This is a genomic window from Pedobacter sp. ISL-64 (assembly GCF_018613605.1).
Lineage (GTDB): Bacteria > Bacteroidota > Bacteroidia > Sphingobacteriales > Sphingobacteriaceae > Pedobacter.
In genome coordinates this window covers 187,946-206,941 of sequence record NZ_JAGGPU010000009.1, presented here as the reverse complement: position 1 = coordinate 206,941, position 18,996 = coordinate 187,946, and the positions used below count along the sequence as shown (strand labels likewise).

The 18,996-nt window shown below is 38.7% G+C and carries 18 protein-coding genes and 1 tRNA gene; 10 read left to right on the top strand and 9 right to left on the bottom strand.

The features are described from left to right. Window positions 1-525: 525 nt before the first annotated feature. From rlmN to J7E57_RS14150, 5 genes are all read right to left on the bottom strand, one after another. On the bottom strand, window positions 526-1,581 hold the full coding sequence (rlmN, locus tag J7E57_RS14170; protein ID WP_029280032.1) for a 23S rRNA (adenine(2503)-C(2))-methyltransferase RlmN: 1,056 nt from the start codon (window positions 1,579-1,581) through the stop codon (window positions 526-528). 90 nt (window positions 1,582-1,671) lie between these two features. Further along, window positions 1,672-2,637, bottom strand: a complete 966-nt coding sequence (gene rluF, locus J7E57_RS14165; RefSeq protein ID WP_215124864.1) for a 23S rRNA pseudouridine(2604) synthase RluF — start codon at window positions 2,635-2,637, stop codon at window positions 1,672-1,674. A 27-nt stretch (window positions 2,638-2,664) separates the two neighbouring features. Further along, window positions 2,665-3,186: an NADPH-dependent FMN reductase gene (locus J7E57_RS14160; RefSeq protein ID WP_215124865.1), complete on the bottom strand. Its 522-nt coding sequence runs from the start codon at window positions 3,184-3,186 to the stop codon at window positions 2,665-2,667. 119 nt (window positions 3,187-3,305) lie between these two features. After that, entirely contained in the window at window positions 3,306-3,866 is a 561-nt protein-coding gene (locus tag J7E57_RS14155; RefSeq protein WP_251029920.1) for a DinB family protein, read from the bottom strand. A 71-nt stretch (window positions 3,867-3,937) separates the two neighbouring features. Then, window positions 3,938-4,627 (bottom strand): helix-turn-helix transcriptional regulator, encoded by a 690-nt coding sequence (locus tag J7E57_RS14150; RefSeq protein WP_215124866.1) that lies wholly within the window; start codon window positions 4,625-4,627, stop codon window positions 3,938-3,940. 140 nt (window positions 4,628-4,767) lie between these two features. On the opposite strand from J7E57_RS14150, the gene J7E57_RS14145 reads away from it, so the two are divergent. Further along, window positions 4,768-7,245, top strand: a complete 2,478-nt coding sequence (locus tag J7E57_RS14145; protein WP_215124867.1) for an ATP-binding protein — start codon at window positions 4,768-4,770, stop codon at window positions 7,243-7,245. Here the strand turns inward: J7E57_RS14145 and J7E57_RS14140 are convergent, their stop codons facing one another. The 4 genes from J7E57_RS14140 to J7E57_RS14125 form a co-directional block, all read right to left on the bottom strand. After that, window positions 7,246-8,577 (bottom strand): sigma-54-dependent transcriptional regulator, encoded by a 1,332-nt coding sequence (locus J7E57_RS14140; protein ID WP_215124868.1) that lies wholly within the window; start codon window positions 8,575-8,577, stop codon window positions 7,246-7,248. It abuts the gene before it with no gap. A gap of 69 nt (window positions 8,578-8,646) precedes the next feature. Next, complete coding sequence (locus J7E57_RS14135) at window positions 8,647-9,000, bottom strand: hypothetical protein (RefSeq protein ID WP_251029919.1); 354 nt, start codon at window positions 8,998-9,000, stop codon at window positions 8,647-8,649. A gap of 122 nt (window positions 9,001-9,122) precedes the next feature. Further along, window positions 9,123-9,434: a hypothetical protein gene (locus tag J7E57_RS14130; RefSeq protein WP_215124869.1), complete on the bottom strand. Its 312-nt coding sequence runs from the start codon at window positions 9,432-9,434 to the stop codon at window positions 9,123-9,125. 85 nt (window positions 9,435-9,519) lie between these two features. Then, entirely contained in the window at window positions 9,520-9,834 is a 315-nt protein-coding gene (locus J7E57_RS14125; RefSeq protein ID WP_215124870.1) for a hypothetical protein, read from the bottom strand. A 370-nt stretch (window positions 9,835-10,204) separates the two neighbouring features. Between J7E57_RS14125 and J7E57_RS14120 the strand changes: the two genes are divergently transcribed. From J7E57_RS14120 to J7E57_RS14080, 9 genes are all read left to right on the top strand, one after another. After that, window positions 10,205-10,277, top strand: a tRNA-Thr gene (locus J7E57_RS14120). A gap of 128 nt (window positions 10,278-10,405) precedes the next feature. Then, a complete protein-coding gene (locus tag J7E57_RS14115; RefSeq protein WP_215124871.1) occupies window positions 10,406-11,572 on the top strand; it encodes an amidohydrolase family protein in 1,167 nt (388 codons plus the stop codon). 5 nt (window positions 11,573-11,577) lie between these two features. Continuing rightward, window positions 11,578-12,534 carry an NAD(P)H-dependent flavin oxidoreductase gene (locus J7E57_RS14110; protein ID WP_215124872.1) on the top strand — a complete coding sequence of 319 codons (957 nt, stop codon included), beginning with the start codon at window positions 11,578-11,580 and terminating at the stop codon, window positions 12,532-12,534. A 50-nt stretch (window positions 12,535-12,584) separates the two neighbouring features. After that, complete coding sequence (locus J7E57_RS14105) at window positions 12,585-12,899, top strand: acylphosphatase (protein ID WP_251029918.1); 315 nt, start codon at window positions 12,585-12,587, stop codon at window positions 12,897-12,899. 76 nt (window positions 12,900-12,975) lie between these two features. Further along, on the top strand, window positions 12,976-14,463 hold the full coding sequence (locus tag J7E57_RS14100; protein ID WP_215124873.1) for an oligosaccharide flippase family protein: 1,488 nt from the start codon (window positions 12,976-12,978) through the stop codon (window positions 14,461-14,463). Between the two features lie 75 nt (window positions 14,464-14,538). Next, the gene (gene dut / locus J7E57_RS14095; RefSeq protein ID WP_116248912.1) at window positions 14,539-14,970 is read left to right on the top strand and encodes a dUTP diphosphatase; all 432 of its coding nucleotides are present in this window, start codon (window positions 14,539-14,541) and stop codon (window positions 14,968-14,970) included. A 53-nt stretch (window positions 14,971-15,023) separates the two neighbouring features. Then, complete coding sequence (locus J7E57_RS14090) at window positions 15,024-16,721, top strand: tetratricopeptide repeat protein (protein ID WP_215124874.1); 1,698 nt, start codon at window positions 15,024-15,026, stop codon at window positions 16,719-16,721. Continuing rightward, complete coding sequence (locus tag J7E57_RS14085; RefSeq protein WP_215124875.1) at window positions 16,699-17,490, top strand: DUF4292 domain-containing protein; 792 nt, start codon at window positions 16,699-16,701, stop codon at window positions 17,488-17,490. The genes J7E57_RS14090 and J7E57_RS14085 overlap by 23 nt, the downstream gene beginning before the upstream one ends. Window positions 17,491-17,676: 186 nt before the next feature. Continuing rightward, complete coding sequence (locus J7E57_RS14080) at window positions 17,677-18,972, top strand: murein hydrolase activator EnvC family protein (RefSeq protein WP_215124876.1); 1,296 nt, start codon at window positions 17,677-17,679, stop codon at window positions 18,970-18,972. The last annotated feature ends 24 nt before the right edge of the window (window positions 18,973-18,996 follow it).

The window sequence follows — 18,996 nt, the reverse complement described above, 5'->3', positions numbered from 1 at the left end:
GTGAAGATGGTTAAGGGCCTTTTCCAATATGATCTTCTTGATGTCCTTAATCCCTTAGTGGTGAAAGGAATTGTAACAGCGGTTATTTCTGCCATTAAGGGGTTTATGGCCATTCTATTATGTCCGCTAATTTTTGCACCATTAAGAAGTGAATAAAAGTTAAGGGACCTGATGCCGGATGTTCCTTAATGCCTTAATGGTGAGAGGAATTGTAACAGCGGCGGTTATTTCTCCATTAAGGTGTTTAAAAAGGGGTAAGGTTCTGTTCCCGCAGATTACGCTGATTTGCGCAAACCTGATCCCTCTTCCGTTTACATCTTCCGTCCCAGGTTAAATAGCCCTGATGGCAGCGGAAATCCCTTTTTGGCAGAGGTAGATTGTCTATCCCAAGGGTTTCCAAAAAGGATTGCAGCGGACAACAGGACGGAACCCAGCCTACATGTTACTGTTACTGCGCTCCTGATAATCAAAAAAATAATCTTTAGATTATGCTTAACAAATAATATTGAATTTTAAATGAGGAGATTAAGCATTAGCTTCCTCTTTAACCGCTAACTGCCCGCAAGCAGCATCAATATCTTTACCACGGCTACGGCGGATGTTAGTGTTGATCCCCTGGCTTTTTAAATAATTGGAAAAAGCATCGATCTTATCGCCTTCCGCATTGGTGAAATCGGCGAAAGAAATAGGGTTATATTCAATGAGGTTTACCTTGCAAGGAATATGTTTGCAGAATTTAGCTAAATCCATAGCATCCGAAATCTCATCGTTAAAATGATTAAAAACAATGTATTCGTAAGTTACCGGGTTTTTGGTTTTAGCAAAATAGTATTTAAGTGCATCTGCCAATGCTTTTAACGAGTTGGCCTCATTGATCGGCATGATCTCATTACGCTTTTTGTCATCAGCGGCGTGAAGCGAAAGTGCCAGATTAAATTTAGCACCGTCATCGCCCAATTTTTTGATCATTTTAGCAATACCCGCTGTAGAAACTGTAATACGCTTATAGCTCATGTTTAAGCCATCTGGTGCAGTGATACGCTCAATCGATTTCAATACATTGGCATAATTTAACAGCGGCTCTCCCATGCCCATATACACGATATTGGTAAGGGGATTGTTGTAATTCTGTTTAGCCTGCTTATCGATCAATACTACCTGGTCATAAATTTCATCAGCGTTTAAATTGCGCTTACGGTCCATGTAGCCAGTTGCACAGAACTTACAGGTTAAACTGCAGCCTACCTGAGAGCTTACACAGGCAGTCATACGGTCTTCTAAAGGAATTAAAACCCCCTCTACAATATTACCATCTGCTAACCTGAAAGTGTTTTTAATGGTATGGTCGTTACTGAACTGAGAATTGTTAACCTGAACAGCATTAATGGCAAAAGTTTCGTCCAATGCTTTACGAAGATCTTTAGAAAGATTGCTCATCTGCTCGAAACTTGTAGCCGATTTCTCCCAAAGCCATTGGTAAATCTGCTTAGCCCTAAATGCAGGTTGTTGCATCGCTACAAGATGTTGTTGCAACTGAGGTAGATCCAATGCACGGATATCGGTTTTTTTTGCTGTTACCATTTGTTGCAAAGGTACTTAAAAAAGGTGTAAGGCAGAAAGGTAGAAGGTTGAGGGTGCCTGCAAGATGCCAAATTTTACAATTAATTAGCTTTATCTTCCTCTGCCTCTTGAGTTTGACTTGCTGATAGCCTTACCTTTGGCAGGTTTGGAATTTCTGTTTCCCGCATTGCTTTTACCTGTTGGTTTTGCTCTGGAATGACCTGCGATCTTTTTTGACTTTGGGCCAGACGGCTTTGGTTTAAATGCCTTTTTTGGCTGTTCTTCTCTAAGTTCGGGGATTTCCTCCCGTGCATTTGCTTTTTTCTTAGCGCTTTTAGGTTTTATTTTAGCTTCGGATGATGAATTTTCAACACTTTTGGTGATGCTTTTCATCTCGTCTTCGGTAAGTTCTCTAAATTCTCCTGTAGGAATACCTTTTAGATTGATATTCATAATGCGAGTACGCTCGAGCTTGGTAACCTCATAACCAAAATGCTCGCACATTCTACGGATCTGCCTGTTTAAGCCCTGAATTAAGATAATATTGAATACAAATGTGCTGATCTGCCTTACTTTACATTTACGCGTATTCACACCTAAAATTGGAACACCATTGCTCATCTCGAAAATAAAATCTTCGGTAATCGGTTTGTTTACCGTTACCACATATTCCTTTTCGTGTTTATTCCCTGCCCTTAAAATTTTGTTAACGATATCGCCGTTATTGGTCAGGAAGATCAGACCTGACGAATCTTTATCCAATCGGCCAATTGGAAATATTCTTTCGCTATGGTTCACGTAATCAACAATATTATCGCGTACGCTGCCTTCCGTTGTACTGGTAATGCCGACAGGTTTGTTAAAAGCCAAAAGGATGAAATTACTTTCTTCTTTAGGTTCGATATTATGACCGTTTACCATCACTTTATCGCCTGCAAAAACCTGATCGCCTACTTTAGCCCTTTTTCCATTGATGAAAACGGTACCCTTTTCAATATAACGGTCTGCTTCACGGCGTGAACATAATCCACTTTCACTGATGAATTTATTTAAACGGGTTGCAGAGTTATTGTTCATACTGCAATTTTACGGAAATAAATCGTGTTATCCATTCTCCATACTGGCAACAAATGAATCGATGGTGCTTTTGAGTGCGGTTAAGGTTTCCTCATCGGTAATCGCTCCCTCATTATTGATCTTCGCTTTTGCAAATGAGATAAGCTGGGGCAATACCCTTGCTTCAATTACTGTTAAAATATCGATGATGGATTGATAGGCTTTCTCACCCTGGGTTGAAGCAACAAGTGCTAAAACGGGTTTCTCCGAAAATGATGCTGAGCTTACGGTCCAATCGAGCAGGTTTTTTAGCGATCCTGGTAAACCCATCGCGTATTCTGGTGTAGAGATGATGATTCCATCTGCCTTTTTGATGATTGAACGAAGCGCCTCGATAACCTGTGGTGGATTTTCCTGATCTAAATCAGGATTGAAGTGTGGGATATTTGCAATAGACGGAAAGTTTGTTACCTCGAATTCTTCGCCCAAAAGCCGGGAGATAGCTGTAATGTAAAGTGCGTTGGTAGATATTGCTTTCGTGCTTCCAGAAATTGCCAATATTTTTTTCATTGCTAAAAGTAGCAAAGCGTAAATGGAATATCAAGGTGGTCTGGTAATCGTGTTGTCATTTCAAAACGGGCCATCGAAACGCACCAGGTTTCGACAGCCTATTCTAAACATATTAACAACTAAAAGTTTTGATCATCTGCACTTGGGCCATAGCTGCCTGGGATCGGGATATCAAGTAATCTTAAGTAAACGCCTAACTGCGCCCTGTGGTGAGTGGTTTGGCTAAGTGAATGGCGGATGGTTTCGTATTTAGAATAATCCGCCAAAACCTGTTTGCCCATGCTCAATACCCAACGGCCATTTAGGTCTTCTTCCGTTGCTTTTTCCAATTCTGCTTTTCCAAGTGCATAATTTTTCTCTAGAATTTTAACCAGGTCATCGGCGCTTTCTACAGGTTGTTCTACATAAGGTGCTGTTTCAAAATCCAGTCCAACGGTAGTTAAAGCCAGTGAAACCCAACTCGGTAGATCAGCAATATGAACCGCAAGCGATTTCATTTTCATGCTTTTTTCGTGTGGTGCCCAGTCAAATTTATCTACAGGTACAATAGCCATGAATTTTTTTGTCGTATTAAATTCGGCTTCTAACTCTTTCAATAATAATTTAATAATGTCCATATTTTTCTGTTTTGTTTTTTCTGCGGTGTTTAAATCCATTAGTAGTAAATCGGCTATACTCATATTTTGGTGTTTAGTTACACAAAGAAAATACAGCCCACTGACAACCCTATGGCAGTGTGAAAAATATTTTTTTAATAATTAACAGGGAGCAGGTGCATGTATTCACTTAGCGGCATGTGCTGCGTTTTTTTGAAAGAAATACCCAGGTTTTTAAGGCAGATAATCCGGGTGAGGTTAAAATCACGGTATTCATTCCGGTAATGGCACCAGGCAATTAAATGCCAGCTAAAAGCATAGAAAATCAATCCAATTGGCTCTATTTGCCTTTTGCTCACTTCCTCCTTATTGTTTTTATAATCGAGTTCGATCAGGTGTTTTTCGGCAATAGCGTGTTGAATAAGTGATAGGTATTCGAAGTTAAAATTTAACCTTTCCGGAATCTGCAGTTTAATATGCTGGTTTAAGGTTTCGAGCTTTTCCTTTTGTCCCGATTTTAGTACCGCCTTTACTTTTGTCAGTGCTGTGGAGTAATGGGCGCGGATGGAATTATCCGCAAATCCGTTCACCAAACTTTCAACCAATAGCAGTGCATTGGCTTCGTCCATATTAAAAGAAACTGGTGGCAGGAAATAACCTTGAACCAGATAATAGCCTTTATGCTGCTCAAAACTTACCGGTATTCCTTGTTCGCCCAATGCTTTAATATCGCGATAAACCGTGCGTATGCTCATATCAAACCTTTCCGCAATTTTTTCTGCGGTAATGTATTTTTTGGATTGAAGCAGGGTTAAGATTCCGAAAAGTCGGTCGATACGGTTCATAGTTTGTTTTTTTAGGCACTTAAAATTAAAGTTTTTTAATCAATTTTTCTTGTGGTACGTTATTTGTAAAAGATAAATACATATCAATTCTATTGGTTAAACCGTTATAATTAGGGTTTATCATACATAATCTGAATTAAATGGCTGCTATTATCCAAAAGCGTTTCTTCCGGGCAATAAAGAGTAAAGTGATTATAGGTTTCCTATTTGCCTGTTTTGCATTGTTATTGGCATGGGGCATCAGCAAGTTTGCTTTTACGCGGATGCTGGATACTGTTGAAGAAATTTCGGCCCCGAACGACCGCTTAAGGATCGTAAATGATCTCTCACATAAGATTGCCAGGTTAGATCAGTTACAAAGGGATGAAGCTTTCAATAAACAAAGTACCTATAGTTTTCTTAAAGAGTCGCGTAAGTTAAGGGCTAGTTTAGATACCTTACGTAAATTGTACAAGGGCGATTCCGCCCAGTTGGCCAGAATAAAGTCGATCAAGAATCTGTTAACCGACCGGGATAAACAATTTATCAATTACTTAAAGGTGAGAGAAACATTGGTGAATACCAAATCGTTCTCTAATGAGGTGCAGAAATTAAACGAACTGGTTGCTACACGTACCAGGCATACAGATAGCGCAGTACTGACCACCGAGACAACTACATCGACCACTACGGTGGCACCTGAAGAAGAACAGAAATCTAGGGGTTTTTTGAGTAAACTGTTTGGTAAGAAAAAATCTGATGTGTATAAAATCATTAATGAGGAATTTAAGGTAAAGCGCGATACGCTGAATGCTAAAGCTGAAGATAGCATTATGAAGAGCATGACGGGTGCCTTAAAAAATATCGAACTGGAGCAACGCCAGAAAAGTCAGAAATTTTTAAAACGCGAAGCAGACCTGTCAAATGCCAGTAATGCCCTGACTGCCCAGATGCTACAGATTTTAAGAGAAGTGGAGGGGGAGGCAGTGGCCCAGATAGATTTAAACGGTATACAGGCCAAAGAGGTGGTTAATGATGGGATTACGCAGATCACAACCATTATCATTATCTTTTTTCTCTTAACGGTTATTCTGCTGTATTTAATTTTAGCTGACATTACAAAAAGCAACACGTACAGAAGGGCATTGGAGCTTGCCAAAGATGAGGCAGAATACCATGGTAAGGCTAAGCAACGGTTCCTATCGAACATGAGCCATGAGATCAGAACGCCACTGCAATCTATTTTAGGCTATGCCGAGCTGATTACCCAGCAGGATGTGCCGAATAAGAAAGATGTGGATGCCATTTATCAATCTTCCATTCACTTACTTCAAATTGTGAACGAGGTATTAGATTATAACCGGATTATTTCGGGCGAATTTAGTTTCAATAACCAGGTGTTCAACATCAAAAAAGCTTTAGATGAGGTAGTTTCGGTAATGCGGCCTTTGGCAGAACAGAAATCACTTCAGTTAAATACAGCACTTGATCTTGCCGATCTGGAATTTGTAAAGGGCGATGCTTTTAGGCTAAAGCAGATTTTATTTAACTTATTGGGTAACGCCGTAAAATTTACATTGAGAGGTGAAATTAAACTTTCTGTATCGTATAAAAAGCAAGGCGACGATCTGCATTTCCATTTTACTATAAAAGATACCGGAATCGGTTTTGAAGAAAAAGATATTCCCAAAATCTTTAATGAATTTGAGCAGATAGAATCTCCTGAAAAATATATTATCAACCAGGCTGGTACGGGGTTGGGACTGCCTATTGTTAAATCTTTGATCGAAACACAGGGAGGAAGAATTTATGTGAAAAGTAAACCGGGCATTGGTACCACATTTAATATTTACATGAAATATGAAAATACTACCGAGCGTGTAAACGATACTTTAGACTTAGAACATTATGCGATTGTAAACCCAGGCACAGTTTGGGTAATTGATGATGATAAACTTATTCTAGATTTATGCGGAATGATTTTTCAGAAAAATAAAATCCCGTTTAGAAGCTTTACCCAGGTAGCCGATATCCTGCACGCAGCACCTGAGCCGGATTTAAAATATGTGCTGGTTGATATGCGCATGCCCGAAATGACAGGATTCGAACTTTGTCATTTATTAAAGAAGAAACTCCCAGCACACATTAAATTTTACGCTATTACTGCACAGGTTTTACCCGAAGAACGTGAAATGGTTTTGAGCGAGGGCTTTGATGGACTGATAATGAAGCCATTTAGGGCAGTTGATATCCTATCTATATTTGATAGAACCGAAATTTTAACCCAGCAGCCTGAATTCGATTTCTCTTCCATTGAGAAAATGACCTTTGGCGACCAGCAAATGCTGGAGAAAATATTGAACCGTTTTAAACAGGATTCTATAGATGACGCTGCAGCGTTGAAAAAACATTTGATCGATAATGACTTAGATCAGGCCAGGTTACTGGTTCACCGCCTTGCAGGACGAACGGCGCAGATGGGTTCGAAGACTTTGGCAAACGCATTCCGCACCCTGGAATTAGAAATTGCCGAAAAAGGCCTAACCACCAATATTAAATCTGAAGTTTTACTACAGATCAGAAAACTGGATAGCTTAATTGCCTTTATGGAGGAAATCGACTACGCCAATGCCGGATAATTATTCTATGCCGTAACGCTCCATCTTGGCGTAAAGGGTTTTACGGTCGATGTTTAAAATCTTGGCGGCTTTTGATTTGTTATGTCTCACTTTGATCAGCGTTTCAGTAATCAATGCTTTTTCATTCTGTTCGTTTACCGCTTTAAGGTCGGATGAATTACCTGGAGCTGACTGGTGATGGACAGAAATCATCATTTCATCAGGTAATGCGCCAATCTGGGCAACATCGCCTGGGCTTAATAAAACCATACGTTTAATCACATTGCTAAGCTCGCGCAAATTTCCTGGCCAATCGTAACTAAGCAAAAGTGTTTTTGCCTCATTAGAAACACTTTTCACATTCCGTTCTAAATCGCGGTTTGATAGCTGTATAAAGTGGTTGATAAACAGTTCTAAATCTCCGCCTCTATCTCTCAATGGCGGAAGCTGGATTTTGAACTCATTTAAACGATGATATAAATCTTCTCTAAACTCACCCTGTTGCATGCTATTAGACAGATCATCATTTGTAGCGGTAATGATGCGAACATTAACAGGGATTTGTTTGGTACTGCCCAAAGGCTGGATTACCCTTTCTTGTAAGGCCCTAAGTAATTTAATCTGCACTTCGTAACTTAGGTTACCCACTTCATCTAAAAATAATGTTCCGCCATTTGCAGCCTCAAACTGACCTTTCTTGTCATTTAAAGCGCCTGTAAAAGCGCCTTTTACATGCCCGAATAATTCGCTGGCAGCTAAGTCTTTCGATAATGCACCGCAATCTATTGCTACGAAAGGTTTATCGGCACGCTTGCTCTGCTGGTGCAGGGTTCTGGCAGCAAATTCTTTTCCCGTACCGCTTTCGCCTTGTATAATTACCGACATGTCGGTTGGGGCTACCAAACTAATGTGTTCATACAGTTTATCTGCAACGGCACTTTTCCCTTTTATAAAATCACTGTTTGTTTCTTTTGGTTCAACACTTTTTAAATCCTTTTTAGCTAAAGAATTTTTGATCACCATTAGCAACTCATCTGGATTAACCGGCTTGGTAATATAATCAAAAGCACCTAATTGGATAGATCTGACCGCAGTCCGAACATCATTAAAACTGGTCATGATGATTGCAGGTATGGATAGCCCCAGATCACGGATGTGGCTAAGCACTTCAAGACCTGTTCCGTCCGGAAGACGGTAATCGATTAAAAGTAAGTCGAATTCATTGTTTTCAACTTGCTTAAATGATTGCTTTACTTGGGTTACAAGGGTAATCTCATGACCGTTTTTTGTTAAAAAACCTTCAAGTAATTGAGCAAATGTAGTATCGTCTTCTAAGATCAGGATTCTCGCCATGTAACAAAAATAAGAAAAGCCGGACATAATCCGGCTTTCTTATAATAGGTAGATGTAATTATTTGGGTTTTATTGTACTGGCTTACCGTCTTTATCAATTTTAACCGAACCAGTTTCTGCTTCTTTTTTAACATTGATTAAGTAGTACTCCTTTGTTCCTTCTTTAACAGACCAAGCTTCAGTAGCAGTCCATCCTTTGTAAGCATCGGATTTTAAAGCTGTTGTAACTGGAGCAGGAAGTTCTTCCAATTTAACTGGAGTTTTTACTGCGCTATCTTGAACTGCAACAATTGCAGCATTTTTGATTGTATTTACTTCACTTGCCTGAACTGCTGAGAATCCTGCAAAAGCTAAGAACGCAGCTGATAAAATTAATTTTTTCATCTGTTTAAAATTTTGTTTTATTTGTGATGAAGCTGCCATGATTTAATCAATTACTTTGTGATTCTGAAAATCATGACGGTTTCATAGTATGTATTTTTAGGTATGCGTAGCCCGAAAGCTACGCTTATGTTGATTATGCCTGTGCGGCGTATTTATTGAGATTATTGTACTGGCTTACCGTCTTTGTCGATTTTAACTGAACCAGATTCTGCTTCTTTTTTAACATTGATTAAAAAATATTCTTTTGTACCTTCTTTAACAGAGAAAGCTTCAGTAGCAGTCCAGCCTTTGTATGCATCCGATTTTAATGCGGTAGTTACTGGTGCAGGAAGTTCTTCCAATTTAACTGGAGTTTTTACGGCACTATCTTGAACTGCAACAATTGCAGCGTTTTTAATTGTATTAACTTCACTTGCTTGAACTGCTGTGAATCCTGCGAATGCTAAAGTAGCGGCTAAAATGATCTTTTTCATGATATTATGTTTAAAATATGATTTGTAACTCGTGTTACGTTAAATACTCGTTAATTGTTAATTATGGAGCGCTAACCGATCTTATTTATTGAACTGGTTTACCGTCTTTGTCAATTTTAACAGAATTGGTTTCTGCTTCTTTTTTAACGTTGATTAAGTAATACTCTTTTGCTCCTTCTTTCACCGACCAAGCTTCGGTAGCGGTCCATCCTTTGTAAGCATCAGATTTTAATGCTGTTGTTACTGGCTCAGGAAGTTCTTCCAATTTAACAGGAGTTTTCACTGCGCTATCTTGAACTGCAACAATTGCAGTAGTTTTAAAATCTTTTACCTCACTTGCCTGTACTGCTGAGAATCCTGCTAATGCTAATACTGTAGCTGCTAAAACGAACTTTTTCATAGTATATAATTAAAAATTTAATTTGTGTAACAATACTTGCTAATGTTTCACAATAATGCCAAACCATTGGTTTTGTTTAACTATCTGTTTTTTAGACGTTTGTGTGTGTGTCAAGATTTTGGCATTGTGGAGCTTCTCCACACTTTGTGGTGAATGACTACAAGTTTTGGCGTTATTTTTTCATAATTGGAAATGCAGATTGCTTGTAGAGCGTTCTTGTGCCGTTAGATGTTGCCATTTGACGGATTTTAAAATTCCTTGGTGGAGTTAATTCGCTGTCAAATGGCAACATCTGACAGCACGCCAGAAAAAAATAATTTTCAATTTTTAAAAAAGAAGATTTTTTTCTATCATTGCAGCCCGATTAAAAGCCTCCTTAGCTCAGCTGGTAGAGCAACTGACTTGTAATCAGTAGGTCATTGGTTCGATTCCGATAGGAGGCTCTTTTTCTTTCCCCGTTTTCTAATTTAATTTCTTTTAGAAGCGTAATTTCAAAAATCATTTCATTATCAGAATAGTCCTGGCGTAGAAAAATATTTTATTTGCTCCGGTTATTCCGCTAATTTGCGGTATGTTAAAATACTTTTCAGCCGATTGGATATTTCCTGTTTCATCACCTCCGCTTAAAAACGGAGTGGTAGCCGTAAATCCAGATGGTGAAATTAAAGAAGTGCTAACCCAGGAAGAGGCCGCAAGTCTTGGTTTAGCCATTACAAAACATAAAGGATCAATCGTTCCGGGTTTTATCAATACCCATTGCCATTTAGAACTGTCGCATATGCTGGGGCAAATTCCAGAGCAAACGGGTTTGGTAGAATTCGTCCAAAGTATTATTAAAAGCAGGCAGGGCGATATAGAAGAGATTAAAAAGGCTATGTATGTTGCTGATCAAAAAATGTTCGAAAACGGGATTGTAGCTGTTGGCGACATTTCCAACCAAATTTCATCAAAAAAAGTAAAAGAAAATAGCAAAATATATTATCACACCTTTATAGAGGCCATGGGTTTTAATCCTGAGCGAGCAGACGCTATAATGGATTTCGCTAAAGCGATTAAACAAGCCTTTGAACCTTTGCCTGCATCTATTGTACCACACGCACCGTATTCGGTATCGCCTGAATTATTTGGATTAATAAAGGAGGAAGCTGAAAAAGATAATGCCTTTATTAGTATTCATAACCAGGAAACTAAGGATGAAAATGCTTTCTTCGAAAATAAATCGGGTGGGTTTTTAGCGCTATACAAATTTCTAGGGCTCGATATTTCTTTCTTTATCCCCTCCAAAAAAACATCTTTACAAACTTGGCTATCCTCTATTAAGGAGCAAAAAACTTTGTTGGTGCATAACACGGTTTCGAGTAAGGCTGATATCGCCTTTGCAAAAGAAAACAACAATAATTTATATTGGTGCCTTTGCCCGCAAGCCAATTTATATATCGAAAATGCTTTACCCGATGTTGATCTGTTAATTGAAGAAAATGTAAAGATTACTTTAGGAACAGATAGTTTAGCGAGTAACCATCAACTTAATATCCTATCAGAAATGATCACCTTACAGAAATACAAGCAGGTTACTTTTGGAAAACTTTTGAATTGGGCAACTATAAATGGAGCCGAATTTTTGGAGCTTAATCAACAAATTGGAACAATCGAGGTTGGTAAAAAGCCAGGATTGAATCTAATCCAGCTATCCCTTGATTTTAAGATAGAAAGCGATCAAGTAAAGCGGTTAATTTAAAATATATGAATCCAATCTGTAAACTTTTCAATATTAAATATCCAATTATTCAGGCCGGAATGGTTTGGTGCAGCGGTTGGAGATTGGCATCGGCAGTTTCCAATGCAGGAGGCCTTGGCATTATTGGAGCCGGTTCAATGTATCCTGATGTTTTAAGAACACATATTCAAAAGTGCAAATTAGCAACCCATCTGCCGTTTGGTGTTAATATTCCATTGCTCTATTCTAATATTCAGGAAATTATAGATGTGGTAATTGAAGAGAAAGTAAAAATTGTATTTTCTTCTGCTGGTAATCCTGCAACATGGACGAGTTTTTTAAAAGAAAAGGGTATTACTGTCGTTCATGTAATTGCCAATACAAAATTTGCCATAAAAGCCCAGGAAGCTGGCGTTGATGCCATTGTTGCCGAAGGTTTCGAAGCGGGTGGACATAACGGTAGAGAAGAAACCACCACCATGTGTTTAATTCCGATGATAAGGGATGCTGTTAAAATTCCGGTTATTGCGGCTGGCGGCATTGGTAGTGGAAAAGCCATGTTGGCTGCGTTTGCTTTAGGAGCAGATGCGGTTCAGATCGGTTCGGCCTTTGCTGTTGCCGAAGAATCATCTGCTCATCCGGCATTTAAAAATAAAATTATTGCTGCTGCTGAAGGCGATACTAGGCTGGCCATGAAAAAACTGGTTCCGGTGCGGTTGCTGAAAAATGAATTTTCCGATGCAATATCGGTAGCAGAAGCTGAAGGCGCAGACCGAGGCCGCTTAATGGAACTTTTGGGCAGAGCAAGGGCAAAAGCAGGAATGTTTGAAGGCGACATGGAAAACGGAGAACTCGAAATCGGTCAGGTTTCAGCTATGCTGGATGAAATTAAACCTGCTAAAGAAATCCTGGAAGAAATATGGTCAGATTTTAGGTCCGAACTGCAAAAAATTAACAGTTTACAAAGCGAATTGGGCTTATAAACATAGGGATACACAATTGCTTTACTAACTTTGCAACAATAAATTTTAGCATGAGCGAAAAAAATATACAGTCCCCTCAAGGGAATTTAGGGGTGAAACACCTCAATATAACGATAACAGGTAAAGTACAGGGCGTTGGCTTCAGGGAAACCACAAAAATTATTGCCAACCAAATGATGGTAACCGGTTTTGTAAGGAATGAAAAAGACGGATCGGTTTATATCGAAGCGGAAGGCGACAATATTTTTCTGGAAGAATTTGTAAACTGGTGCCACGAAGGGCCAGACCGCTCGCGTGTAGAAAATGTGGCGGTAAGCGATGGTGAAGTAAAAAACTATCGTAATTTTGAAATTTTAAGAAAATAAATTGCTGAATTGTTGGATTGCTATATTGTTCCGCTAAGGAGCCTATCTCAATACGCAGTACTCAAATCAATCATAAATGTCTGTATATAAAAAGTTTCTTGGGCAAACCATGGTTTATGGTATCAGTACCATCGCCTCGCGATTACTCAATTTCATATTAACACCAATATTTACCAGGAGTTACGGTGCTAGTGCATTAGGTGTTTTTACCAAAATGTATGCTTATGCATCTATGACAAATGCTATACTGGCCTTTGGAATGGAGACTACTTTTTTTAGGTACCTCAATAAACATGAAGATAAAAAACAGCAGGTTTATAACAATTCTTTCCTGATCGTTGCCTTTATATCCATACTGTTTTTGATTACTGGCCTTGTTCTTACCGAACCGATCACCAAATGGTTGTTAAACAGTAATATGTCGCACTATCAGGATCAAAAAAGATATGTGCAGTATTTTCTTTGGCTCTTGTTTTCGGATGCCGTTTGTGTAATTCCCTTTGCCCGGATCAGGGCTGATGGAAAGCCCTTTAGATATAGCATCATTAAATTTGTGAACATCTTAAGCTATGTGCTCTTAAGTCTGTTTTTTATTTACGGTATTCCACTGATCATTAAACACGACTTGCCCGGTGCAGCGTTCTTCCAAAGTTGGTTCCGTGATAAGTGGGTTGGGTATGTATTTATTGCAAATCTGGTAGCAAGTGCCCTTACATTTTTGCTTTTAGTGCCAGAATTTTTAAAGGTGCAGTTTAAATTTGACCGTGATTTATTTAAAAAAATGCTTTCTTACAGTTGGCCTGTCCTGATCGCAAATTTATCTTTCATCGTTAATGAAAATCTTGACAAAATACTTTTGGATAGATATACAACCGAAGCAGAAGTAGGTATTTATGGTGCTGTTTGTAAGCTGGCTATATTCCTGAGTATTTTCAATATGGCTTTTAGACTGGGTGCAGAACCGTTTTTCTTCAGCTACGCCAAAAATGAAAACGCAAAGATTACTTATGCCAAAATTCTGGAGTATTTTGTAATTGCACTTTCCATTCTTTTTGTGGCGCTCACTGCAAATATCGAAATTCTGAAATACTTTATCAGCCGGGATGCAAAACACCTGGCCGAGTATTGGGTAGGTTTGCCTGCAGTCCCTTATTTGCTGGTGGGATACGTATGTTTAGGGATTTATATGAACCTTTCTATTTGGTATAGATTATCTGATCAAACCAGATTTGGATTGTATATTTCTTTAATTGGGGCCCTTATCACCATTGTATTCAATATCATATTGATTCCAAAATTTAGTTATATGGGTTCGGCATGGGTTTCGATGGCAACCTATGGAACGATGATGATTATTTCGTATATCCTCGGACAGAAATATTATCCAATCCCCTATAATCTTAAAAAGATTTTATCTTACTTAATCATTTCGATCATACTGGTATTCTCTTCGTTTTTCGTATTCCATAGAAACATTTATATTGGCAATGCCATGTTGATTGCTTTTGTTGCGGGTATTGCCTATTTTGAAAAGAATGATTTAATGAAAATACTAAAAAGGTAAACGGCTAAAAGGTTTAGGGTTTAAGGCTTCTGGTTTTGTCTAAAATCTAGTGTCTCCAATCTCATATCTAATAAAATGGAAATAAAAATTATCAATACATCCGAACACCCACTTCCACAATATGAAACTGCACATGCGGCTGGTATGGATCTGAGGGCATCAATAATAGAAGAAATGATATTGAAACCTTTGCAGCGCTTATTGGTGCCAACGGGTTTGTTTATTGAATTACCGATCGGTTACGAAGCACAGATCAGACCCAGAAGCGGCCTGGCCTATAAACACGGTATTAGCATTGTAAATGCTCCTGGTACAATTGACGCCGATTACCGTGGTGAAATAAAAGTTTTATTGGTAAATTTATCAGATACAGATTTTAAAATCGTTAATGGCGATAGAATTGCACAAATGGTTGTGGCAAAACACGAAACCGTTAGCTGGCAAACCGTTGAACAATTAGGGGAAACTGCACGCGGCGAAGGCGGTTACGGACATACTGGTAAATAGTTTGGAGTTAGCAGTTTTCAGTTTGGAGTTAATTTTTGGATGAATAAAATGATATGAAATACAAAGTACATTTTCTTGTTGGCGCTACTTTAGTGAGCTTCCAGGCTTTTGGGCAGGGAACGGTTACGCCAAGTACCAATCGCGATAGCAACATGGTAAAACAATTGTTTTTTGCGGGCTTACGGGAGAAAATGTCTGAAAATTATGTTGTCGCCTCTACCAATTTCAATAAAATTGTTGGTTTAGATCCGAATAACCATGCAGCCTATTTCGAGCTGGCCAATGCAAACCTGCGTTTAGATAAACTTTCGGAAGCTGAACAGAATATAAAACAGGCAATTAAATTAAATGCCGGCAATTTATGGTACTGGCGCTTACTTGGTGAGGTATACAAGCGCACCAATAAAATGCCCGAACTAATCGAAGTGTTTAATCAGTTGATCCGTCTCGATTCTGAAAACGATGCCTATTATTTTGATAAAGCTAATGCGCAGTTCTTAAGCAATCAGCTGGATGCTGCAAAAAAGACCTATGATGAAATTCAGACTAAATTTGGCGAATCAAGGGATTTGGTAAACGCCAGAAAACGTCTGCAATCTAACGGGAATGCCTCTGAAAGTGATATTGTTAAATTATTGGAAGGCAATCAGGCTGATGTAAAGAACTATTTATATGCTGCAGGTTTGCTTTTGCAGAAGGGAAATGATCCGGAAGCATTAAAGGTATTAACCAAAGCCCAGCAGCTCGAACCCAATAATTTTGAGGTAAACCTGGCTTTGGCTGATATTTACCGTAAGCAGAAAAATGACGAAGCTGCATTTTTTTCCTTAAAATTGGCTTTCGAAAGCAATGAAATGCCTCTTACGGAAAAGGTGAAGATTATCGCTGCACTTTTTTCGAAACTTAACCAACCCGTTGTTGCCAAAAATGTAACTGAACTAAGTAAACTGGTTGCAGAAAAAAATCCGGCTGATGCAAAAGCATTGGCACTTTATGGCGATGTACTTTATCAGCAGAACCACTTAAAAGATGCATTGTCCCAATATCAGGCTGCTTTAAAACTTAACGAACAGGTTTATATAGTGTGGGAACAGGTCATTAATATCCAAACACTGCTTGGGCACTATGAGGAAGCCATAAAGGTTGGCGATGAGGCTTTAAGCATTTATCCCAATCAGGCCAGCTTATATTATTATATGGCTTATGCCCTGTTTAAAACAGGTAAATATGAGCCCGCTCAAAGCAATTTAAAAACCTCCTTACAGTTGGATGTGGAGAATAAAAGCCTGCAGGCGCAGATTTATGCACTACAGGGCGATATCTACATCAACCAGAATAATTTTGCCTTAGCTAAAACAGCTTTCGAAAAAGCCATTTCAACAGAGCCCGATAATTACCTCATCATGAATAATTATGCCTATTATCTGGCGTTAAGAAATGACGACTTAACCAAGGCAGCGAAATATGCAGAAACAGCGGCCAATGCTATGCCTAATAATCCTTCAATTGTAGATACCTATGCGTTTATTCTGTTTAAACAGCAAAAATACGATTTGGCGAAAACATGGATCGAAAAGGCTTTGCAAAACAATAGCAGTAAAAACGGTGTTTACTTGGAGCGATATGGCGATATACTTTTTATGAAGGGTGAAAAGGATGCTGCATTAATCCAATGGCAAAAAGCAAGAGAGACCGGAAACGGATCAGAAGTATTAATTAAAAAGATAAATGAAAAGAAGTATTTTAAATAGCGCATTCCTATTGGGAGCTGTAGTTTTTGTTTCGGCATGTAAACCTAAAAAAGAAATTGTAGTGGCTCCGCCTACCAAAACAGAAACCAAAACTGATAATTCGAAAGCAGAAGCTTTAACACTACTAAATAGCAAACAACTTAAATTTAATACACTTTCCTTAAAAGCAAAAGCAACTTTAGATATTGCCGGCGATGCAAACGATGTAACCATGAATTTCAAGATGAAAGACAAGGAAGCCATTTGGGTAAGCATTACAGCCTTAGGTGGAATGGCAGAGGTGGCAAGGGCTTTGATTACGCCTGATAGTATCAAGATCATGAACCGGATGAAAAGCGAATACCTAAAAAAACCTTTTAGTTATATTTACAATTTCACCAATAAACAGGTTAATTTTAATACTTTACAAGCCGTTTTAACGGGCAATGCCATGGGCGAGTTTTTAACAACAGAATCAGATGTTAAACAGGAAAATGGTGTTTGGGTGGTTTCCGGAAGCAAATCGGAGTTAGATTATAAATTGCTTTTTAATACGCTTTTTAAAGTATCTGAAACCAATTTAAATGACGTTAAAAACGGTCAGGCGCTAAAAGTTACGTATACCGACTATCAAAAATTAAACGAGTCATTATTCCCTAGCGCATTGCAGATCAAAACACTATCTAAAGCAAAGCGGATAAACATCGACCTACAGTTTGTAAAAATTGATGGCAATGTTCCTGTCGATTTTCCGTTTAATGTACCAAAGAGATTTACGGTTGTAAAGTAGGTTTAAAAACTACATTCACATATTCTATCAGTGATTTGCCAGGTTAGACACTGCATTAGTACAGCGGCGCTGGCAATCTTTGTGATGTATGAAGATTGAGTGAAGACAGTTCTGTAATAAGCAATTATGACTTTAGTATCTCGATTTTAATATTTTTACTACAAAAATTTTTATACTTTTGGCTTAATGAAGCTACAAAAACTCCTATTTATCCTTTTTTTAAGCGTGTTAACCTTTTCGGCGGTTGCACAAACTGAAAGCCAGCTCAGAAGGAAAAAAGAAGCTATACAACGCGAAATTGAACAGCTTCAAAAGAATTTGAATAAAACTGCGAGTGGTAAAAAGCTTACTATACAGCAGATTAATACTATAAATGCCCAGATTAGGCTACGCCAGGATAAGATCGGTACAATCAACTCTGAAATAAAAAATCTCGATAACCAAATCTCTCAGAACACAAATACCGTACATACGTTGCAAGGTCAGTTGGGCGACCTTAAAAAAGAGTATGCGGGAATGATCCGCTTTGCACAGCGTAACAGAAATTCGTACGATAAAATGATGTTCATTTTTGCGGCGAAGGATTTTAACCAGGCATATAAAAGAATAAAGTATTTACAGCAGTTTAGTCAATACCGTAAAAAACAGGCTGGATACATTGAGAATACGCAGCAAGATCTGAACGGCAAGATTAAGGTTCTGGATAAAACACTCAGGGAAAAAAGTGATCTGTTGAAGGAACAGGAAAGAGAGCGTGAGCGTTTAAGCAAGGATAAAAGCAAACAATCAGTAGAATTAAACAAACTGAGCAAGGACGAAAAACAGTTTAAACAGGATATTACCAGTCGTAAAAAGCAACAGGCTCAGATAGACAGGGCCATTAGTGCTGCAATTCAGCGGGCAATTGAAGAAGCGAGAAGGAAGGCCGCAGAAGAGGCAAGAAGAAAAGCGGCTGAAGAAGCACGGATTGCGGCGGCAAAAGCCAAGGCTGAAAATAGACCTGTACCTACTGCACCAGCTACACCAACCGCTAAAGCAAAATCGACGGGAGAATTGCTTACTGCAACACCTGAGGCAGCCAGATTATCGGCAGGTTTTGAAAATAACAGAGGAAGGTTACCTTGGCCTGTAGCGACAGGAACAATAACCGAAAGGTTTGGTTTACATAAGATCGACCAGGCAAGTTATACCAACGATGGAGTAGATATCACTACAACTGATGGGGCAGCTGTTAGAAGTATATTTGCAGGTAAGGTTGTTATGGTGCAAAATATTATGGGCAGAACTGCTGTAGTAATTAACCACGGCGAGTATTTTACAGTATACCAAAACTTAAGATCGGTTAGTGTGAGCGTGGGTAATTTAGTTGAAACCAAACAGGCTATTGGAATTGTAGCAAATACTGGTGACGACGCCATTTTAAAATTCCAGATTAGAAGAGGCCAGGGAACTTTAAATCCTGAAGCTTGGATTAGTAAATAAACTTAAGACAAGTTAAAATGTCTA

Excerpts from the sequence above, each read along its gene's own strand:
- dut (WP_116248912.1), top strand. The coding sequence starts at position 14,539 with ATGGAAATAAAAATTATCAATACATCCGAACACCCACTTCCACAATAT.
- J7E57_RS14130 (WP_215124869.1), bottom strand. The coding sequence starts at position 9,434 with ATGAAAAAGATCATTTTAGCCGCTACTTTAGCATTCGCAGGATTCACA.
- J7E57_RS14100 (WP_215124873.1), top strand. The coding sequence starts at position 12,976 with ATGTCTGTATATAAAAAGTTTCTTGGGCAAACCATGGTTTATGGTATC.
- rluF (WP_215124864.1), bottom strand. The coding sequence starts at position 2,637 with ATGAACAATAACTCTGCAACCCGTTTAAATAAATTCATCAGTGAAAGT.
- J7E57_RS14115 (WP_215124871.1), top strand. The coding sequence starts at position 10,406 with ATGTTAAAATACTTTTCAGCCGATTGGATATTTCCTGTTTCATCACCT.
- J7E57_RS14125 (WP_215124870.1), bottom strand. The coding sequence starts at position 9,834 with ATGAAAAAGTTCGTTTTAGCAGCTACAGTATTAGCATTAGCAGGATTC.
- J7E57_RS14110 (WP_215124872.1), top strand. The coding sequence starts at position 11,578 with ATGAATCCAATCTGTAAACTTTTCAATATTAAATATCCAATTATTCAG.
- J7E57_RS14155 (WP_251029920.1), bottom strand. The coding sequence starts at position 3,866 with ATGAGTATAGCCGATTTACTACTAATGGATTTAAACACCGCAGAAAAA.
- J7E57_RS14085 (WP_215124875.1), top strand. The coding sequence starts at position 16,699 with ATGAAAAGAAGTATTTTAAATAGCGCATTCCTATTGGGAGCTGTAGTT.
- J7E57_RS14090 (WP_215124874.1), top strand. The coding sequence starts at position 15,024 with ATGAAATACAAAGTACATTTTCTTGTTGGCGCTACTTTAGTGAGCTTC.
- J7E57_RS14135 (WP_251029919.1), bottom strand. The coding sequence starts at position 9,000 with ATGGCAGCTTCATCACAAATAAAACAAAATTTTAAACAGATGAAAAAA.
- J7E57_RS14105 (WP_251029918.1), top strand. The coding sequence starts at position 12,585 with ATGAGCGAAAAAAATATACAGTCCCCTCAAGGGAATTTAGGGGTGAAA.
- J7E57_RS14140 (WP_215124868.1), bottom strand. The coding sequence starts at position 8,577 with ATGGCGAGAATCCTGATCTTAGAAGACGATACTACATTTGCTCAATTA.
- J7E57_RS14160 (WP_215124865.1), bottom strand. The coding sequence starts at position 3,186 with ATGAAAAAAATATTGGCAATTTCTGGAAGCACGAAAGCAATATCTACC.
- J7E57_RS14145 (WP_215124867.1), top strand. The coding sequence starts at position 4,768 with ATGGCTGCTATTATCCAAAAGCGTTTCTTCCGGGCAATAAAGAGTAAA.
- rlmN (WP_029280032.1), bottom strand. The coding sequence starts at position 1,581 with ATGGTAACAGCAAAAAAAACCGATATCCGTGCATTGGATCTACCTCAG.
- J7E57_RS14150 (WP_215124866.1), bottom strand. The coding sequence starts at position 4,627 with ATGAACCGTATCGACCGACTTTTCGGAATCTTAACCCTGCTTCAATCC.
- J7E57_RS14080 (WP_215124876.1), top strand. The coding sequence starts at position 17,677 with ATGAAGCTACAAAAACTCCTATTTATCCTTTTTTTAAGCGTGTTAACC.